Below are 19,645 nucleotides of genomic sequence, written 5' to 3'. Positions count from 1 at the left end.
GAACCATGGATGATACCGTAATTGAACCACTCCCGCCTCAAGAAGCTCACAGTAAAGTGCTGCAGGAAAACGCGCGTTTACAGGCTCGTGTGGTCGACCTTGAACGGCAACTTAATTGGTATCAGAAGCAGGTTTTCGGCAGTAAAACTGAAAAGCGCGTATTGGATCCCCCCGAACAAACACACTTCCATGCTCTGTTAGGTGAAGTGCCTGAACCTCCACCTGAGCCGGAAGAAAAGCAAACCATCACTTATCATCGAGGTGTGGCATCAAAGCAACGCCAAGAAGATGATGTCAACGGCAGAGGCTTGCGTTTTACCAATGATGTTCCGGTGCAGGTGATTGAATTACTGCCGGATGAACTTAGAGGGGAGGATGCAGATCAATACGAAATCATTGGCACCAAGGTGACGTATCGCCTGGCACAACAGACTTCAAATTTTGTGGTTCTCCAGTTTGAGCGTCCTGTCATTAAGCGCAAGTCCGAAGACAAACCTATTACGCCACCGGCACCGGACAACGTGCTGGAGCGCAGCGTCGCAGATGTGAGTTTTATTGTGGGGTTGCTCATCGACAAATTTCTTTACCATCTTCCGTTGCATCGCCAACATCAACGCTTAACACGTTCCGGTGTTACCCTTAGTCGAACGACCTTAACCAACCTGAGCAAACGAGCCATTGAGCTACTTCGACCTATTGCTGTAGCCCAACTTGAACATGTCTTACAGAGCAAAGTGTTGGCCATGGACGAAACGCCCATTAAAGCCGGTCGGCAAGGACCGGGTAAACTCAAACAATGTTGGTTTTGGCCCATTTTCGGAGAAGAAAATGAGGTGGTATTTACGTTTGCCAATACCCGAGGTCGGATGCACATTGAGAAGACGTTAAAGAAACACTTTACCGGCACGTTGTTGACGGATGGCTATTCCGCCTATGCCAGTTACCAAAAGCAAGTAGATGGATTGATCCATGCACAATGCTGGGTGCATGGTCGTCGAATGCTGTTGGAGGCAGAAACCCAGGAGCCGGAGGCGGTACAGCAGGCATTGCGGATCATTCAAAACCTGTATGCTCATGAAGAGCTAATTCGGGAACAACGCCTTGCCGGTGAAAAGAAACGTCATTATCGGCTTACTCATAGCAAGCCATTGGTTGATGCGTTCTTCATCTGGTGTGAGCAACAGATAGGTCGTCCCGATTTGACACCCAGTGATGATTGGTTAAAGAGTCTCAACTACATGCTTAAACGGCAAGACCAATTGCGGGTGTTTCTGGAAGATCCGGATGTAGCAATGGATACCAATCACCTTGAGCGGGAAATTCGCCCGATTCCTCTTGGCAAGAAGAACTGGCTCTTTTGTTGGACAGAGTTGGGTGCGGAACATGTAGGTATCATTCAAAGCCTGATCAGTACGTGCAAGCTTCATGATATTAATCCAACCACCTATCTGATCGACGTGTTACAACGCATTGACTATCACCCGGCAAAGGAAATCATCGACCTCACGCCACGGGTCTGGAAAGAAAAGTTTGCTTCCAATCCGTTGCGTTCGATACTGGATAACTCTCGCAATGGCAGATAAGAAAGCTTACCAGGAATGGAAGACAAAGGCTGAGCAAGTCCGGCAAATCAGCTCAGACAAGAAACTGGCTCGTTGGCAGAAAGCACATCTGGCGGGAAAAGCATTAATGGGCATCGACCTGAACGGACTACAGTCGAAGCACCGACGAAAATTTCTCAACACCATTAGTCAAATAAACGGGATTCTCGCCAATTACCAACTTGATAGTTTTGATGATTATCAAAAAATTTCAGAAGATGAACTATCAGAGATTATCCGTTTGTTGAAAGTACTCACCCCACCATGATGATCTAGTCAACTGCGTCTTAGTATGAACGCTTACGATAAAGCAGCGGAGAAAATCGACCAGTTTTTAAAGCTCCAGCGCCCACGGATGGGCCAGGGGAAAAGACCAAAGGAAGTGAAGAGTAATATCACAGATAACGAATCGGCCAAGATGACCACCTTGGCACTGCGAAAAAGTTAAATCGCTTTAGCCTGAGAGGGAAAGCTAAGGTTCAGGGTCAATGGCAGCTGTATTGTATGGTGCATAATATCGAGAAGGTATTGAATTATGGGGATATTGCAGCGTGACAGCGGGTATAAGCATGAGTCCGGGTGGCTTAAGATTGGTTTGCAAACCCGGAGATAAAGCGATGGATCGCACGAATTTGAAATAACGAAATAATTAACTTACCAGCGGATAAATCATAGCCGATGGTTAATGGATAGGAATTAAATTTGAGGTGCGTGGATATTGGGTCATGATTGGCTTTTTCTACAGCCTCGTTAGAGTTTTAAGTAGTTTCGAAACATAGGGGTAGTCATGTCTAGAGATCAGAATAAATCAATTCCAAGTACAGAACATATTGTAGTAAATGGATCTAGTACGGTGGACATTGAGCCAGATTTGGCTGAGATAAATGTATCAATTAAGAAAATTGACGATGTTATGGCTGAAGCCAAATCAAATGTGGACCAAAGGTCTTCTAATTTGATCAACTATCTAAAAGAAATCGGTGTAGATAGCAAAGATTTAAATTCATCGGAACTTAGAATTGTACCAAATCGTGAGTATCGTAATGGGGAGTACATTGAAAAAGGTCATGAGGTTGACCGCGATATCACAATTAAATTAAGAGACCTGTCTAAATACAATGAAGTAATGGAAAAGCTAGTAAATGTACCCATCGATAGGGTACAAAAAATAAAAATGGAAATTTCGGAAAAAGACGAAGCTAGTGATTATGCCATAAGAGAGGCAGTTGAGAACGCGAAGCGTAAGGCGAAGCTCGTATCCGAACTAATGAACGTAAAGTTAGGCCCAATCTATAGCATCTCAAACGCATGGGGAGGCGAACAAATATCTATCGGGGGAGCTGCGTCCCGTGCTAATTATAGTGATGCCAGCTTTGAGCCAGGGACCATTGAGATCAATGGTAGTGTCGAGTTGGTGTATTACATCGACAAATAACTATAATCGGGTAACCAGGGGGTCTAACCCCCAGTCCCCACAACACCCTGCATGCCTGCGCGGCCCGGCGTTCCAGAGTATTCCAGAGTACAGAGTAACAAAGACAGCGATCCGTAAGTTCCTTTTACCTTGTCGGATAAGCGCAAACCGACTTACACCGATTGGATGAAGCACCGTGTCGACAGTGATGCAGGGAAGCAGATATATAGCCACAGGATGTCAGTCGTGGAACCGGTGTTTGGCAATATTGGCACTGCGAAAAAGTTAAATCGCTTTAGCCTTAGAGGGAAAGCAAAGGTTCAAGGTCAATGGCAGTTGTATTGTATGGTTCATAATATCGAGAAGGTATTGAATTATGGGGGTATTGCAGCGTGACAGGCGGTATAAGCATGAGTGCGGGTGGTTCGAAACCAGTCTATTATCTCGGATATAGAGTGATTGATCGCACCAATTGGAAATAACGAAATAAATAACTTGCCAGCGGTTAATTCATAGCCGATGGTTAATGGATAGAAATTGAATTTGAGGTGTGTGGATATTGGGTCATGATGGGCTTTTTCTACAGCCTCGTTATGAGTCAGGCGAGTTCTTGCTCAACGTCCATTCTCTTGTGGAGTATACGAACAATTTCACTGTAATTGTCAGAGATTTCGCGATAAAAGATTAAGTGACTTGAGTTTGGGAATTTTCTATATCCAGGCTTTATGTAATCACAGGGTTTGCCAGTATCTGGCTTTTTCGTGAGCATATGGAATGCATCATCAAATTGTTTAATATAGATTACGCGTTGGTTTTTACCCCATTTTTTTTGTGTATATATAGCTATAGACTTTAGGTCTTCACGTGCTTTTCGGGTTAATTTAAATCCACCCATCAGCCAAGCTCGTCGTCTAATTCATTCATAAAGCTTTCAAAATTGTATTCAACAGTTCCGCTTTGTTCTCCTTCTTCGAGCATTTTACGAAGCACTGCGATTTTATGTTCATTATCCTCAAGTAGCCTTAATCCTGCTCGTACTACCTCGCTGGCAGAAGCATAGCGACCGTCTTTAATTTGTTTGGAAATGAAACCATCAAAATGCTGCCCTAGTGTTATACTCGTATTTTTACTCATGGTGCCACCTATAATATGTACCGATATATACCAAATTATGGTATAAAACTCATAGCAAGGCAATGCTACGGACATGGTACAGTAGGCACTTTTTTTGAAAAAACACTCAAAAAAGTCGCCAACTGCACCATGCGGCAGATTGCAACGTTAGCCTTATCGGAAAAATAGATGACTGCTCAAATTGCAAATCTAAAATGAAGCCATCTAAGGAAGAAATTGCGGCTTGGGTTAATGACTGCTTTAAGAGAGATTTCGCAAGAAAAAGCTAATAAATAAGGATATGTCGTGCGAGCGAAGCGAGCCGCGACATCATCCCATTGTTGAACAAGCCCGAAGCGGCAGCACGATGTACATTTATAAGGAAATATCTCTTGAAGATTGGAGGTTCATAAGCCGGGATTTCCGCTGAAGTCTGATTTAAGCACGAGTTTACCCGGACTGATCTTTAGCCAGTGAGATATTTTGATATGTATTGCCCTCCATGACTAAATCTAATCCCCTTTTGTGTACATGCATTTAATCCCTGAACGTGTTTTCCTTTAGCTTGTCGTCTGGATCAGTCGAGTTCTCGATGGAAACAGAAAGCGACATAACCGGTCATGGCCACCGCATTTTGGGCAACAATAAGTCTGTTCTTTCTCATGAGTCTCATTTGAAACAGGTGCTTTTAAAACTCGCTTAATGTCCTCAATCTGGCAGTGCGTGTTGCCTTGAAGAAAACCAAAATCCCGAACTCGCCGAAACCCCTTGGGCAGTAAATGCTGTATTCTCAAGAAGCGGCCGAAATTAAACCTAAATGCTTGACGAAAGGTTTAAAGTCTTTATCTATAAACAGTAGTGGAATGTCATTTTCTATACAGTAGGTGGCTATTATTACATCAGTCGTTGCTCTTATTGTAATTCCTTTTTTTCTTAATGCTCGGTAATTTTCAGCGCTTTTGAACACCATATCTTTTCCGAATAGCTCATACTGATCTAGCGTGGCTAAATGAGTTTTAACCTTTTTATAGTCTTTGTCGTCTCTAAAACCCTGCAATATTTCAAGAAAAATTAGGTCACCCATTGCTACGGTGCCGTCAATAATTGCGGCATCAAGAATGTTAGTTTGTACATTTTCTTGTTTGTTAAAGTAGTCTATCCATACGCTGGTATCCACCAGGATCATTTTCGACCTCTCATTTCATCAAGATCTCCCTCCCAAGTTACAGCGCCTCTTAAGTCTCTTATTGCTTGTTGTTTTTTTCTTTTAACCAAGAGCATGAGGCCTTCTTCAACAATTTCTCTCTTTGTAGTGAGGCCTGTAGCTTTTCGGGCCTGTTCCATTAAATCGTCATCTATTATAATGTTGGTTCTCATGTTGCACCTATGTGTAATGTTGCCAATAATGTACACATTGAATCATAAAAAACAAAACATAACAATTGACTATCTTCCCACCCAAGTCTAGCTTTTAAGCCATTTTCTCATCTCAGAAAGTTCCATTCTTGACCATCGTATTCAGGATGACGGGGGCCAAGTAGATCGCCGTAGTATCGGGGCTGGCATGGCCTAATAAGTGCTGCAGTGTTCGCAGATTTAATCCATACTCAAGCAGGTGGATTGCATAACTGTAGCGCAGCCTGTCGCAGAGCTAAGCCATATCCATCAATAGTGCGAGGCTTCTTGCTTCGCGCCTCCAAATCGGTACATGAGCCGGGCGTTATAAACTACAAGGATCAAGAAGTCTATTTTATGGCTACGAACTATAAATTTAAAAGGTTGAATGCTGGCAGGGATTTTATTGCTGATAATTATCAAGCGCCGCTCAGCTTATCCGGTATAGCAAAGTACTCAAATATGTCCCCCTATCATTTTTTGCGTGTTTTCAAGGATACTTATGGAGAAACACCCAACGAATTCTTGATTCGGCTTAGAGTCGAAAAAGCCAAGAAAATGCTGATTACGGAAAATTTGAGCGTCTCAGAAATTTGCGAGAAAGTGGGATACATAAGTCTTGGTAGCTTTTCTTCATTGTTTTTAAAACAAGTTGGTATGGCACCTACTTTATATCGTCGTAAGCTTTGGGCTTTGTCTACTGAAGCATACCGTTTTCCCTCGCAGGCTATACCGGCATGTTATGCCTACCATTTTTTGGGAAAGTTGGCTAATTGAGCAATATTGGAGAAATATCATTTTAATTATTTCTATAAAATAAAGATGAATTAACAACGGGGATTATATAGATGATTACATCCATAGCGCATGCAACAATATATGTACTTAATCAGGACGAAGCGCTTGATTTTTACAAAAACAAGCTCGGTTTCGAGGTCGGTGATGATATGAAAGTGGAAGGGGGCTTTCGATGGCTAACGGTATATCCGAAATCTAAATCACAACTTCAGCTGGTATTGGCAGAGCCAAAAGAGGGGCCGATGTTCACCAAAGACTCTGCCGAAAAAATACGACGTTTAATTAAAGAAGGCGCATTTGGCGCGGGCGTGTTCGAAACTGAAAATTGCCAAAAAACGTATGAAGAGCTTGTGGCTAAAGGAGTGGAATTTATCCAGCCACCTACAGAACAGCTTTATGGCGTTGAAGCTATGGGCATAGACAACTCTGGGAACTGGTTTAGTTTGGTTCAACGGAAGAAATAAAATATGTTAATAAATAAGGATATGTCGTGCGAGCAAATCGAGCCGCGACATCATCCCATTATTGAACAAGCCTGAAGCGGCAGCACGATGTACATTTCAGAATTATTTTAATCGCGCAGAGATGACGGGGGCCAAGTTGATCGCGGTAGTGTTGGATCATGAGTCTGGTCGATTCGAAACTGGCTTGCTGCCTCGAAAGTAGCGCGATTGATTGCACGAAATTGAAATAACGAAATATTTAACTTGCAAGCGGTTATTTCATGGCCGATGGTTAATGGATAGAAATTAAATTAGAGGTGTGTGGATATTGAGTCATGATTGGCTTTTTCTACAGACTCGTTATGTTCTAAGGAGTAACGTGTGCTATGTCAGCATTTATGATTGATATAGAAAGCGATGGACCGATACCGGGTGATTATTCAATGATATCTTTTGGTGCAGTTCTGGTTAACGATGAGCTTGATAAGTCGTTTTACGGCAAGCTTCGTCCAATCAGTGAAAATTGGATTCCTGACGCTTTGGCTGTATCAGGTTTTTCGCGCGAGGAATGTTTAGGGTTTGATGATCCTAAGTCTGTGATGGAATCGTTTTCGATATGGCTCAAAGAAAATAGCAATGGGAAACCGTTATTCTACAGTGATAATAATGGTTTTGATTGGCAGTTTATAAATTGGTACTTTTACCATTTTACGGGCAATAATCCATTTGGGTTCAGTTCTACTAATATCGGCTCTTTGTACAAAGGTCTTGTAGGCGATACGTTCAAGAACTTCAAGCATCTAAGAAAAACAAAGCATACACATAATCCAGTTGATGATGCTATGGGTAACGCTGAAGCATTATTGCATATGAAAAACGAAATGGGCCTAAAAATCAGTTTAAAATGAACATAAAAATGCGTCAAAGATAACGCTTGGCGGCGTATTTTACGCAGGCGTTAAATGCCAGTAATAAGCATGTCTATTGCGTCAATTATCTGACATCTGTAACTTTCAAGTAAGTTTGTTTCTGATTTTAGTATTGACCTCGGCACGGTGGTCAACAGACCCTAATATATAGTCGTTACCTTCAACCGTAATTACCGGGCAAAGCTTCACCTGCGTGGGAGCTTTTGTGTCCGAAGGAAAAAGATAATGAATGAAATTGATCAAGGCCAAATATTATTACCGGCACTGGCATTGGTTGGCTTGACCTTTATTGTTCTGCTGCTGATTCCTTATCGACGCTTCAAGGCGGCTTCTGAACGAAAGGTGACGTCAAAAGACTTTGCGTTGGGAGAATCCGGGCATGTCCCCGCGTATGTCGCGTTGCCTAACCGGAACTACATGAACTTACTCGAATTACCGGTACTCTTTTATTTTGCATGTACGCTCTACTTCTTACTGGAGACCGTTGACTTGATCGCATTGGTTTTAGCATGGGGGTTCGTCTTCCTGCGTATTGTGCACAGCGTAATACACCTTTCATACAATAATGTTATGCATCGATTAGTTGCGTTTGCTTCAAGCAACCTTGTTCTCGCCGTGATGTGGATATTCCTCGTGCCAACCATTTTGGACGTTGCGATAGGGAATGGACAGCAAGGCTAACAACAGCGGGGCTTACAGTGCAGATGATTTTTTAAGGGACTCATATGATATCTAAGCATCATGCCTTCTTATCTATCGCTAAGGTAGTAATATTAGCTTCAATATGGCCGACCACGGGGCACACCAACGCTGAAGCAGGGGGCTCTGAGCTTGATCTTCCCCTGACGATGACCCAGTGGCAAAAAGTTACCACGCCTGAATTCAACCCGAATGAAGACATTACTGATTTGGCTTTAGGTAATGGTGAGCCACCGGTAATTTACATCACGACTCGGGAAGTAAATATCACTCAGTCGATTCACCTGTATCAGTCTCCGGATTTTGGGCTGACCTGGACTGAGCTGCAATTACCGGATCATAACACTTATGATACCTTTTACCTTGATCCCTCCGATTCAAATTCCATTTACACGGTGGTTTGTGGTAGTTGGACGGGGCAGGGACGTCTGTATCGTAACGATTTAGAGGCACAAACTCGAGAGCGCATTATTGTCAGAATAGGTCAAGGTGAGGATGACTCGAGCGCTTGCCCTCAGCTTTATTTTGACCCAAGCACACCGGAGATGGTCTTTCTGACGGATCGGTTCTACCACTATAACTGGGTATATTATTCGCCTGATCAGGGTAAAAGCTGGCATGTTCTTGATAACGGTAGCTATGTTGGAACGGATTACCCCTTGTTTGATCCATTCAGGCCAGATCAAATTGTGGTAATTGATTCTGACTCTGTTCGATACAGAAAATTCACAGATAAGTTTACTGGTGAGCTGGAAGATATCGCGCGATTTAATAGTGCAGTTGGTCTGGAGTTTGAGTCCGCGAATTTGAAATTCACCACAACACCAAATGGTATTATCAAGACATCAGGCTGGGCCGATTTGTATGAGAATAAATCAAAACAGGATCTGTCATGGCAACCTGTGCCATTGCCGAGGGAGGTGGGGAAAATTGTGGATTTGCTTTCATGGCCGGAAAAATTTTCGGGGATTGTAGTGTCGACCGATACCGGGGTCTGGGGTACTCAGGACACATCTTCACAGTGGTTCCGTCTCGGTGACGATGATAAGGTTTTTAACAAGATAATGAGCCGCGGTACACGATTGTTTGCTGTTCATGAAAATCAACGCGAAATTTTTGTTATCGAGTAAAATCTTATCGAGGCTATCGTCATCCAGCTGGAGCATTGGGCCCATAAATGGAAGAGTTACGAAAACAATGAAGGAATTACTGAGTAGTTTCGTTTTAATTTTGATGATGGTTCAGCTGAGCGGTTGTCAAGATTCAAATTCGGGAAACAAACAAAACACGGCCACACCCGATAATGTGCCAATAACTGAACTTGTTATAGCAGACGAACAATTGCAACGCTGTATTTTTGACAATGCCAGCAAGGAAGAGTGGATTTACACCGAGGAGGTGGTTCAACTACGGTGTGATTCTCGTCATGACGGTATTCGTGATATCTCCGACCTAAGAAAGTTGTTTAATTTGCGTTCTCTCAGTTTGGATCTTTCAGATATGAACGTAATCGAGCCTAGCATTTTGCCTCATCTAGAGATGCTGAGTATTCGAGCTGATCAGCCGAAAGAAATTAATTTAACCCACTTATCTCAATTAGTCAGTCTGAGTCTTGTTGTTGAAAATATGTCGGCAATTGATTTGAGTTCACAAGCCCGTTTGCGATATTTGTCCCTGATTAACCATAGCTTGACTGAGCTCGATCTTTCACAAAACGAGCAACTCGAAGAGTTAGTGCTTGAAGTTAGTATCGATAGCATCATACTTCCCCAGTTGCAGCAGCTGAGATCGCTGAATCTATCGAATAGTGCGAATTCGATACTGGATTTATCCGGTGTCAATCTGCGTTCCCTGTCCATAAGAAACAGTGCCGTGACGTCACTGGATCTACGAGAACAAACTCAACTTGTGCAAATCGATGCCAGTTATAGTGCATTGCAACAAGTTGATTTTCCGTTGAATAGCCCACTCAGATACTTGAACTTAACCGGATCAAGTGTGAAGCATGTTGATTTGTCTGCACTTTCCGAGCTGCGCTATGTTGATATCTCCGATGCGAGCCTACAAGAGGTTGTATTAGGTGATCATCGTTATTTGACCGACCTCAAGTTAACAAACAATCAACTGACCCATGTAAGTTTGTTGGGGGCAGGTCAGCTGAAAAACCTGGATGTGAGCGGTAACTTACTGGAAAGTCTATCTGTTTCCGGATCCAATAAACTGTTTAGCTTGCATGCTTCGAATAACCACTTACGGACTTTGGATTTAACTGATTTCAAGAAACTCACAATATTGACTCTATCTGGTAATCAACTCAAAACCGTAGATTTATCGCACTCGACTTACCTACGCTTTGTCCAGTTACAATATAGTGAAACGGAGTCTCTGAAGTTTCCAAGCCTGTTTAACGTTAATCCAGAATTTAATTTTACGGGTAACCCCTTAAGTGCTGAGACGATTGAAATAATTGAAAATGAAATTGCGCCTAAAGGGGTGAAAGTAGTGTATTGATCGGTTATACAAGGGCTTCGCCCGTGTTATTCAGGTAAAAATAGCTGAACGATGTAACCAGACAGAAATAAACCAAACCCGAAAATCGCGTGCGTTATAAGACTCTGTATTCGCGATGCCGCTGGGTTTGGTGTTCGGGAAGCCGCAATGCCTGCACCCATTCCGGGTTGCATCAGGAGGAAGGGGGCTAAAATGGTACCGATACCTACGGCAAGCGCGGGACCTATACTTGGATTCTGTATCCAATTGCTCCCCCATATCGCCACCAGTAGCCCTGCGAAGGCGACCCCGGTCAGGTAGTGGATGGCCCAGCCGATGATATGTTCGCCAGGTATCGGAGACGATTGTGCTATCGCAGTGTGAATAAAACGACCATTGGTCATATGACCAATCCAACGTCCAACCATCCCGTAGTTTGCCGGTGGTATCCCCAGAAGTGGTTTGCGGAGCGCGCCCCATAGATCCATCACCACCGTGGCACCGATACCAATCGTCAGTATGTAAAGTAGAGTATTCATATCTCTCTCCCTAGTTTGTGTCTTGGAATGGTTGATAGCCTACAACTTAAAGTCGACTTGAAGTCAATGTGCGGTATGGGAAATAGCCAGTGAATTTTTTTGTTCAAGTCTTTAGCCGTGTCCCGGTAAAGCGCTGTGTCTCCGGGTAATCCTTCTTTCGATAATTCAACTAGACTGTGTATACGGTGTTGAATGCGGTGTGACTTACGTGGAGTATTATTGTGACTGGGTTTCTTTTGATTCCATTGCTTCCGGTTTCATTCAAACTACTGGCTGGAATTTTGTTATTATTGAGTGCCAGTTGGAGTATTGCCCAGGCCCAAACGAAGTATGTAATCGGCGTAGAGAGTATTGATTTCTATCCCTACTTCGGAACTGAAAATGATGAATATGCTGGGTTTGCCAGAGAGTTGCTGGATTCATTTGCGAAATCCAAAGGCTATGTCTTCACCTATCGACGATTACCTATCGCTCGTTTGTTTGTAGAATTTCTGAATGAAAGAACTGTAGACTTCAAATATCCTGACAACCCATACTGGAAAGCCCGCGTGAAAAAAGGTTTAGGGGTTACCTATTCAACGCCGATCGTCGATTATATTTCAGGGGTTATGGTGCTGCCCGAAAACCGAGGGAAGGGGCCCTCGCAACTCAGGGTATTGGGTACGCTGCGAGGGTTTACGCCGAAGCCGGATCTGAGAGCACTGATCGAGAAAGGACAGGTCCGGATTGCAGAAAACAACACGCCAGATGGCGTATTACAGCAAGTGCTGCTTAAATGGATTGATGGTGCATTTCTGAATACTGCCGTGGCACGATATCAACTCAAAACGGTTCTAAAAAAACCGAATAGTCTGGTCTTCGACCCGGCGTTGCCCCATGTTCGAAGTTCTTATTATTTCTCCACAATCAAATACCCCCAGCTCATCACAGAATTCAACCACTTCATGGAACAAGAAAAGATAATTGTGGCTGAAATCAAGGATAAGTATGACGTGGAGGCGGAATAGGGCCTTATACCGTTCCAATACTCACGGTTAAAAAGCTGTCGAGCCATTAATGGCATCTATCCCCGATTGTGGATTGTCTGTTACAGCGTTCATGATATCTACAATTACACTGATATTCTCACTATCATACGAAAGAGAGCCGGTTTCGACGGCGTTTGTAAAATAGACCGCAACGCTCAATTTATTTGCGATAATCTGCGCATCGTTCCCTTGGGCTCCATTTAATATATCCAGTGAAATCTGCTGCAAGCTGAGCTGTCCTGAAGTAAACAGTTCATCGTAAAAAGCCAGTCCGCCTGAATCTGCTTCTCGGCTGAAGATCTGGCTAAAGAGATTGTTGATTAGTGCTGTACTGTCAAACTGACCGAAACGTTCCGTAAACTCCACAGAGGAACCGAAGAATTCAATTATTGCAGTTAAGTCCCCTTGGTTGTTTGCCAGTTCTGATGCCCAAAAACTGAGTCCAGCCGGATCGGCGGGTCTCCCGTAAAATGCAATGTAGATAAGCTGGACCAACTGCTCATAACTACCGTCAGTAATGGCATTTGCTAATTTATAGATACGGCCAGTTGACCCAAATGGCGTACCGGTGGTATTGGTCATTAAATAGAGTGTGCCATTTATATCTTCTCCGAATCCAAGGATACGTTCATTGAGTCCAGCCGGTCGGTTTTCGATTTGTACTTCATTGATTGTATTGAACTCAGTTAAGTGAAACATGCGACCCAGATAATCACCAAACAGGTACCGACCAGAGAGCGTCTCGGCATCGTTGCCTCGATTGACAAAGCCTCCGATTATCGCAATGCCTTCATCATGATCATATTCTGCAATGGGATTAATTAAATTTTCATTTGGTGTGGTTACAGGGCTGACAAAACCCGGGTCAGTGTCGTTAGGATTGAATTGAAAGCTGCCTTCCCGTAAATTCCAGCCATAGTTACCGCCGGATTGAATTACATTAATTTCTTCTATGTCATTTTGGCCAACATCCGCGGCAATGAGTTCACCGGTTAAGCGATCAAAAGACATACGGAAAGGGTTGCGCAGACCGTAGGCAAAAATCTCGTCAAGTGCATCTCGGTCATCTAGAAATGGATTGTCTGTTGGAATTCCATAGTTTCCGTTTCGTCCATTCGACCCGTCTACATCAATCCTAAGGATACTACCAAGGGGGGTTGTCTTATCTTGCCCGTTGCCCAGACTTGAATGACCGTCACCTTGGTCATCCGCCTGGCCACCATCTCCTAGTGCGATATAAAGCATGTTATCCGGGCCAAATGCGATTGCGCCTCCGTCGTGATTAAACTGAGGTTGGTCGATGCGTAATAGGGGCTGTTTTGAGTCGGGGTTGATCACGGATGCGGGGGTCATCGGATCTGTAATGGTCCACTCCGATATAATTGATTGATGGTTTGCGGTTGCGCCGCTTAGAGCGAAATCAGAAGTTTGCGTCGCGGGTTCAGAGGTATACGTGTAAAGCTTTCCGTTTGTTTGAAACTCCGGATGAAAGGCCAGGCCGAGTAAGCCTCGTTCATCAAAACTGTTGTTTCCGGCGACCCCTAGGGTGACTAGAGAATCGGATAAATCCAGAAGTAATTCGGATGTGCCCTGAGTTGTATGCACTGCCCAAATCTGGCCAGTTTGATCCGTTACAATGAGATGTTCGGGCCATCCTGGAGCAAATGTACCGTGGTTTGGCGCTATTAAATTGGTGCTGAGGGGCTCCAGACGCAAGGGTTGCATCCCCATCGGAATTGACATCGGAATCGGGTTGCTTAATGGCTCTCCATCGGGGGACGGAGTGTTGACTTGTGCGGTATAAGTAAGATCATCAAGTACAGCAAAGCCATTATTACCGGTATTTCTCAGAATAACCTCACGTATATTTGTGCTGTCTTCATCGGTTAAATGGATTTCTGTCCATTGATTGGCTGTGGCGGTCACCTGTAGAACCAGGTTATCGTCCTCATCCCTGATTTCGAGTTCGCCACCCGTGTTGCTGCTTTGGTCTCGAATGAAAAATTTTAAGGTCTCCGGGGCGGTTTCAAATAAAATTGAGCCGGTTTCTCCCGGTGCAATCATCCAGGCGTTACTTCCTGAATGGTAGAGTGAAAAAATACCAATACTCTGCGCCTGCCCACCCGTAAACGAAAGCGTTTCAGGTGTGGAGCCAAGCACAAATCCACTGCTATCGCCACTGAATTCGAAACTGGTGCTGATAGAGTCTGCAATACTCTGGCCCGACATGAGTGCACCGAGAATTAGCGGCAAATGGCATAGTTTGTAGCTAAAGGTAGCAGAGTTCTGAATAGGGGAGTGATACATGGGAGGTCTCCTGTAGGGCGATTAAAAAGTATCCTTGAAGGGAACTGCACTCTCTGGATTGAAATCAGTTTAGATCGGATTTTGGCATTGCGTAACAGGGTTTTAAAAAGATGGGAACACAAAAAAGTTGTAAAGTTCAGAGTTGACCTTAACAAATCCTGATTTTGCATCTAAGCAATGAAAAATTCCCCTCGATCTTAACTTTTCTTAACAAAGTGATCCGTTAGCATTTCGCTCCTTTATAACACTGCATGCTCTGACTCTGACGGTGCAGAGTATCGCTAACTCAGGAAACCTGATAATTGATTGCCAAGGAGAAAAGTACATGCGACCCTCTCGATCATTGCTTGTTGATCCCATTAGTGGCCCTTCCCATGGGAAAGCGCTGCTATCTGATACGCTATTGCGTGCTCAAAATGCGCTGCAGGATTTTGTTGCTAAAGATGTATTTGATACAAAAGTATTCACCGTAGCGTTTGGGGAAAATTACGATGCGATTATTTTTGAATCCCTCATAGATCAATACCGGAATGGTAATTTTAGCAGCCTTCCCAGTATTGAGCTGCGATCCGGTTTGGAATTGCAGGGAGCCGATGGGGTTTATGTTGAGTCATTAAACGCGATTTTTATTTCCGATACGTTTTACGGCGATGCAAACGACACACAACAGGTTGCGGTTGTTCTGGAGGAAATAGGTCATGCCATTGATGCCTTGATCAACAAAAGTGATAGTAAGGGCGATGAAGGTCGTATTTTTGCCAAACTTGTACTCGGTCAGGAAATGAGTGATGAGGTGGTTGCTGAGTTACATGCTGAAGATGATTCACTGACACTAACAGTCGATGGACAGACCGTGTTGGCTGAAGCCAGTACCAAAGTCTGGGACTCTGGCGATATTGGTGGTCCCTATGCTACAACCTGGAAATATATTCTCAAGACTATTGATACCCCTTACTCCATGAGTAGCACCTATTTTGAGAACACCTTAAAGCATGATCGTACCTGGAGTGATTTCATTGGGAATAAAACAAAATACTACGAGTACTATGGTGAGGTAAATGGTACAAGTGGCGACGATATTATAATAGGTGCTACGGATACGAAGAAAAAGTGGGAAGATGGCAATAATGATATCTACACTTGGCTTCGAGCTCAAGAAGAGACAATAAATGGTGGCAGTGGTGATGACTACATTGATGGTGGTGATGGTTCTGATACCATCAACGGTGGTGCCGGAAACGATTTAATCTTCACTGGTGATCTCAGCGATGGCAGTGATGATGATGTGATTACCGGGGGATCCGGTGCAGATACGTTTTATACCGGTATAATTACCCACCCAACCACAACAGGTTATGACTCTGATTTTAACTTCGGTAACCTGGCTCTAAGCATGGCGGGTGATTTTACGGATCTTTTGTTCACGCTCTCTGGCACCAAAATTACCAAAGAAATTGTGCCGATGGCCTTTGATGTGCTCAAAGCGGTATTGAATGATGAATCCGGTAATTATCAAACTGTGGAGGATGCAACTGCGGCACATTACGCGACGATTACCGATTTTAATCCGCGAGAAGATGTATTCATTGTTCCGCTGGCCAGCACGGGAAACATTAATATCGACATTACCACCGATGGTATTGGCAACTCGGCATTTGCCTTGGATTATGTGAATGGAAATGGACGACTCGCCAAAGTTTACTATGACAGCAGCATCAGTGATTCTGCCCAGAATTTTTATGGAAAAGCTTTACTCGATTCGGCACTGATTATTGAAAATGATGCGGTTACCTATGGCGGAGATGACAGTGGTTCAATCTTTAGCAGTAGTGATTTGTACGCTGATTTGTCGGACGATGTGAAAGCCAGTCTTGGAAATCTGTCTGGTCGTTACATGATTTTGGGGGCTTTTTCTGGATCCTACTATGAAGATCTCTATGGTAACTCTGACGAGGGCATGTATGGTACCAACTATGGAGATGTGCTTTACGGTTATCAAAAGGAAACTACTGATAGCTGGTCGCCCCAGAATGACGGTAATGATTACTTTTATGGTTACACCGGCGATGATGTATTTTATGGCGGTGGTGGCATTAACTATTTCTTTGGGGGGGAGAGTGCCTATAACAACAGTGGCTACAACGAATCTGCTGACAACGGGTCTGACACTGTTTCTTATGAGGATGCCAATTCCGGAGCAGGAGTCAATATAGATCTATCCGTAACCGCTACCGATCAGAATGGGACTTATACATTAGTATCTGCCAATGGCTTTATCAGTGATCAAAATGTAGAAGGAGTAGATCGCCTCTACAGTATTGAGAACATCATTGGCACCGAGTTTGCCGATACGATCACCGGTAACAGTGGTGATAACGTACTGGGTGGTTCCGGTGGTAATGATATCCTCAAAGGTGAATCTGGAAATGATATATTCTACGGCGGCAGCGGCAGCAATGAAATCTGGGGTGGTTCAGGAACCGATACCGTTGATTATTCACGATCTACCAGCGGTGTGTCAGGCTCGACAGTAAACTGGAGCAAGATAACCCATTCAGAAGGAATCGACCAATTCAAAAATAACGATGGCGGTGGTGTAGAAATCGTTATTGGATCAGATTATGACGATACGATTACGGGACATTGGGTTGCCAATACACTCTATGGTGGGGCCGGTAATGACATCCTCAATGGTGGGGGCGGTAATTATGCAGACACGCTCGACGGCGGAAGTGGCAGTGATACCTTGAGAGGAGCAAACGGCAACGATACTTTAATTGGTGGTGGCGGCCAGGATCGATTTGAATTTGACTCTGACGACGGCACAGACACGATAACAGACTATTCCAGTAACTCCGATACGTTGTCATTTGATGGCGATGTGGTTGTAACCTCATACTCGGATGGCAGTGATACCTATGTGAGTGCGGGTGATACAACAGTCAAACTAGTAGGCGTTAGCAATGGCGATATTGCAAGTGGATTCAGCTATCAAAGTGATACGAATACGACAGAAAACGGGCCTTCCGGAAACACTGTTATTTGCACCTACATGCATGAAATAGGCGAAATATCCGATGAGGTATACCAATGGGATCAATATTACGGCCGTGAATTCCTCGGGAAAACGGTATTGCGAGGATACCATTACTGGGCAATCCCGTTCGTGAGAGCGATGCGCCGTAATCCCAGATTGACACAGGTTATGATACCGTTGGCGAAAGCCTGGACGCAGGAAATGGCACATCGATGTGATCCGGATAATCATGAACATAATAGACTGGGTTCACTGGCGTTGGCTGTGGGCGTCCCGCCAAGTCGAATTATCGGTAGCGTTTTGGAAGCGAATTATCGTAGATTGTCTGCCTTGCGAAAATCAGCTGTTATCGACTCGTGACCTGTGCGTTCGTCCCTTTGCTGTCGGGTTGAGAATGCCGGGGTGTAATTTGGGGAAATAGCCGGGAGGTCCAGTTTTGTGAGTAAGCCTCCCCGGCTGCTTTTCTCGAGCGTTAACCTGCCGTTGTTAAATTCGATCGCACGCTTAGCAATATCCAGTCCCAGGCCGAAGCCGGACTCAAATCGACTGATTGATAGCCGATAAAAAGGAGTCATTAACTTTTCAATGTCCTGAGTGGAGATCCCTTTCCCGGCATTGTCGATGCAAATTCGAATATAAAAGTCGTGATTTGTAATGCCGACGAAAACGCTTTCGTGACGGGGGGAGTATTTACAGGCGTTTCTAAGCAGATTTTCAGTGGCTCTTCTCAATAGTTCGCGATTGGTGGCGGTAATTATCTGGGGAGTATCGGGAAAGCTTGCATCAATTGATGCTTGTTGAAATTCAAATTGTACATCTCGCAAAAGTTCTCTCAGAAACTTGTTCACATCCAGAAATTCGCTCTGAATTTCAGCGGCTTCAACTCTGGACTGCTCCAGGATCTGTTGTGTTAAGGTCTCCATACGTTCGAACTCTTGATAGATTCTTACGAGAAATTCATCCAGTTCAGAGGTCGGGTCTTGTTCAAACAGTGACGTTGCCATTCTTAGTCGGGACAGGGGCGTACGAATTTCATGCAACATGTCATTTAAAATTTCCTGTTTTTTTTGTTTTTGCTCTTCGACTGTTTTGATCAGATGTGCAATCTCACGTCCCAGTGCGCCAATTTCGTCGCGTCGAGCTAAAAGTTTAAGAGGTTCTTGATCGTACTTTTCCAGTTTTAGATAACGGCGGCCCAATTCGCCCAGTTGTATCAATGGCTTTGTGATAAGCCATGTCAATGTCAGACTTAGTAGCAAGGTCGCCAAAACTAGTAAACCGGCCTGAATGGAAGCCGCACGCTTGAATAATTTACTCAAAAAGGGTGAAGGAGGTGTCGAAAAGGTAGCAATTCGGTAGTGTTGCCCTGAAGCACTCTGAAATGGAAAAGTATAATCAAGATCTGCATTACTCACCGGTGATGGGTAGTAAAACAAAAGTGAATTGTGCGCATCAAATATTTTGAAGCTGATGAGTTTTAGACCTCCAGGTGGTAAATCGATCATTTCCTCAGGTGGTGGCAATCCATTTTGCCGAATTACTGCATCCAGTTTCGCAATTTCTTGTTTTGAAAGTGTGTATGGGTACTCGAACTGTAATTTGGATTGCTCTGTTTTTTGTATTAATTCATTGACCAACATCGAAAGCACTTCGCTGTGCTTTTCCCGGAAAGTGGGATGCGAGACGGTTGGAAACGATTGCACTAAAAAAACAGTCAAGAGTATTACACCGAGGAGCGTCAGCCATGTTGCCAAGAATATTTTCCAGAAAAGTCCACGAACGCCATAGGCGAATATTTGACGCCAGATGGTTTTTTGCCTTGGAATTTGGGATGGTCGCGATAAATGTTCTC

The 19,645-nt window shown here is 44.0% G+C and carries 20 protein-coding genes and 1 pseudogene; 13 read left to right on the top strand and 8 right to left on the bottom strand.

The genetic code is table 11. From position 1 onward, the window contains the following. The first annotated feature begins 5 nt into the window (after positions 1-5). The 5 genes and pseudogenes from tnpC to OLMES_RS15770 form a co-directional block, all read left to right on the top strand. The gene (gene tnpC, locus OLMES_RS15790; protein WP_198343000.1) at positions 6-1,583 is read left to right on the top strand and encodes an IS66 family transposase; all 1,578 of its coding nucleotides are present in this window, start codon (positions 6-8) and stop codon (positions 1,581-1,583) included. Further along, complete coding sequence (locus tag OLMES_RS15785; RefSeq protein WP_087462154.1) at positions 1,573-1,869, top strand: hypothetical protein; 297 nt, start codon at positions 1,573-1,575, stop codon at positions 1,867-1,869. Before tnpC ends, OLMES_RS15785 begins: the two co-directional genes overlap by 11 nt. Positions 1,870-2,009: 140 nt before the next feature. Further along, complete coding sequence (locus tag OLMES_RS28880; RefSeq protein ID WP_198343389.1) at positions 2,010-2,156, top strand: transposase; 147 nt, start codon at positions 2,010-2,012, stop codon at positions 2,154-2,156. A 232-nt stretch (positions 2,157-2,388) separates the two neighbouring features. After that, a complete protein-coding gene (locus OLMES_RS15775; RefSeq protein ID WP_087462153.1) occupies positions 2,389-3,036 on the top strand; it encodes an SIMPL domain-containing protein in 648 nt (215 codons plus the stop codon). Positions 3,037-3,153: 117 nt separating this feature from the next. Continuing rightward, positions 3,154-3,411: pseudogene (locus OLMES_RS15770) on the top strand (transposase); the annotation flags it as partial. Positions 3,412-3,613: 202 nt separating this feature from the next. Here the strand turns inward: OLMES_RS15770 and OLMES_RS15765 are convergent. From OLMES_RS15765 to OLMES_RS15745, 5 genes are all read right to left on the bottom strand, one after another. Next, entirely contained in the window at positions 3,614-3,910 is a 297-nt protein-coding gene (locus tag OLMES_RS15765; RefSeq protein ID WP_087462151.1) for a type II toxin-antitoxin system RelE/ParE family toxin, read from the bottom strand. Next, positions 3,910-4,149 carry a type II toxin-antitoxin system ParD family antitoxin gene (locus OLMES_RS15760; RefSeq protein WP_087462150.1) on the bottom strand — a complete coding sequence of 80 codons (240 nt, stop codon included), beginning with the start codon at positions 4,147-4,149 and terminating at the stop codon, positions 3,910-3,912. The genes OLMES_RS15765 and OLMES_RS15760 overlap by 1 nt, the downstream gene beginning before the upstream one ends. Positions 4,150-4,918: 769 nt before the next feature. Next, positions 4,919-5,314 (bottom strand): type II toxin-antitoxin system VapC family toxin, encoded by a 396-nt coding sequence (vapC, locus tag OLMES_RS15755; RefSeq protein WP_087462149.1) that lies wholly within the window; start codon positions 5,312-5,314, stop codon positions 4,919-4,921. Then, positions 5,311-5,505 carry a type II toxin-antitoxin system VapB family antitoxin gene (locus OLMES_RS15750; RefSeq protein WP_087462148.1) on the bottom strand — a complete coding sequence of 65 codons (195 nt, stop codon included), beginning with the start codon at positions 5,503-5,505 and terminating at the stop codon, positions 5,311-5,313. The genes vapC and OLMES_RS15750 overlap by 4 nt, the downstream gene beginning before the upstream one ends. 112 nt (positions 5,506-5,617) lie before the next feature. Beyond that, positions 5,618-5,767 carry a tyrosine-type recombinase/integrase gene (locus tag OLMES_RS15745; RefSeq protein ID WP_087464508.1) on the bottom strand — a complete coding sequence of 50 codons (150 nt, stop codon included), beginning with the start codon at positions 5,765-5,767 and terminating at the stop codon, positions 5,618-5,620. Between the two features lie 113 nt (positions 5,768-5,880). Here OLMES_RS15745 and OLMES_RS15740 point away from each other — a divergent pair, with 113 nt between their 5' ends. From OLMES_RS15740 to OLMES_RS15715, 6 genes are all read left to right on the top strand, one after another. Then, the gene (locus OLMES_RS15740) at positions 5,881-6,300 is read left to right on the top strand and encodes a helix-turn-helix domain-containing protein (RefSeq protein ID WP_087462147.1); all 420 of its coding nucleotides are present in this window, start codon (positions 5,881-5,883) and stop codon (positions 6,298-6,300) included. A 71-nt stretch (positions 6,301-6,371) separates the two neighbouring features. Next, positions 6,372-6,785, top strand: coding sequence for a VOC family protein (locus OLMES_RS15735; protein ID WP_087462146.1), 414 nt, complete (start codon positions 6,372-6,374; stop codon positions 6,783-6,785). Positions 6,786-7,150: 365 nt separating this feature from the next. Next, positions 7,151-7,672, top strand: coding sequence for an exonuclease domain-containing protein (locus OLMES_RS15730; protein ID WP_087462145.1), 522 nt, complete (start codon positions 7,151-7,153; stop codon positions 7,670-7,672). Between the two features lie 246 nt (positions 7,673-7,918). Continuing rightward, positions 7,919-8,374 carry an MAPEG family protein gene (locus OLMES_RS15725; protein WP_087462144.1) on the top strand — a complete coding sequence of 152 codons (456 nt, stop codon included), beginning with the start codon at positions 7,919-7,921 and terminating at the stop codon, positions 8,372-8,374. A gap of 44 nt (positions 8,375-8,418) precedes the next feature. Beyond that, complete coding sequence (locus tag OLMES_RS15720; RefSeq protein ID WP_157678337.1) at positions 8,419-9,522, top strand: hypothetical protein; 1,104 nt, start codon at positions 8,419-8,421, stop codon at positions 9,520-9,522. A gap of 67 nt (positions 9,523-9,589) precedes the next feature. Beyond that, the gene (locus tag OLMES_RS15715; protein WP_087462142.1) at positions 9,590-10,903 is read left to right on the top strand and encodes a leucine-rich repeat domain-containing protein; all 1,314 of its coding nucleotides are present in this window, start codon (positions 9,590-9,592) and stop codon (positions 10,901-10,903) included. A 26-nt stretch (positions 10,904-10,929) separates the two neighbouring features. On the opposite strand, the gene OLMES_RS15710 is transcribed toward OLMES_RS15715, so the two are convergent. Then, on the bottom strand, positions 10,930-11,421 hold the full coding sequence (locus OLMES_RS15710) for a DUF2938 domain-containing protein (RefSeq protein WP_087462141.1): 492 nt from the start codon (positions 11,419-11,421) through the stop codon (positions 10,930-10,932). Between the two features lie 221 nt (positions 11,422-11,642). On the opposite strand from OLMES_RS15710, the gene OLMES_RS15705 reads away from it, so the two are divergent. After that, on the top strand, positions 11,643-12,428 hold the full coding sequence (locus OLMES_RS15705; protein WP_157678336.1) for a substrate-binding periplasmic protein: 786 nt from the start codon (positions 11,643-11,645) through the stop codon (positions 12,426-12,428). A gap of 27 nt (positions 12,429-12,455) precedes the next feature. On the opposite strand, the gene OLMES_RS28015 is transcribed toward OLMES_RS15705, so the two are convergent. Continuing rightward, on the bottom strand, positions 12,456-14,756 hold the full coding sequence (locus OLMES_RS28015) for a PQQ-dependent sugar dehydrogenase (protein WP_157678335.1): 2,301 nt from the start codon (positions 14,754-14,756) through the stop codon (positions 12,456-12,458). Between the two features lie 325 nt (positions 14,757-15,081). Here OLMES_RS28015 and OLMES_RS15695 point away from each other — a divergent pair, with 325 nt between their 5' ends. Then, positions 15,082-18,153, top strand: a complete 3,072-nt coding sequence (locus OLMES_RS15695; protein WP_087462139.1) for a calcium-binding protein — start codon at positions 15,082-15,084, stop codon at positions 18,151-18,153. Here the strand turns inward: OLMES_RS15695 and OLMES_RS15690 are convergent. Beyond that, positions 18,105-19,547, bottom strand: a complete 1,443-nt coding sequence (locus tag OLMES_RS15690) for a sensor histidine kinase (protein ID WP_198342999.1) — start codon at positions 19,545-19,547, stop codon at positions 18,105-18,107. The genes OLMES_RS15695 and OLMES_RS15690 overlap by 49 nt on opposite strands. Between the last annotated feature and the right edge of the window lie 98 nt (positions 19,548-19,645).

Source organism: Oleiphilus messinensis (assembly GCF_002162375.1).
Taxonomy (GTDB): Bacteria; Pseudomonadota; Gammaproteobacteria; order Pseudomonadales; family Oleiphilaceae; genus Oleiphilus; species Oleiphilus messinensis.
The sequence above is the reverse complement of the archived record's forward strand: the minus strand, read 5'-3'. Positions and strand labels throughout refer to the sequence as shown.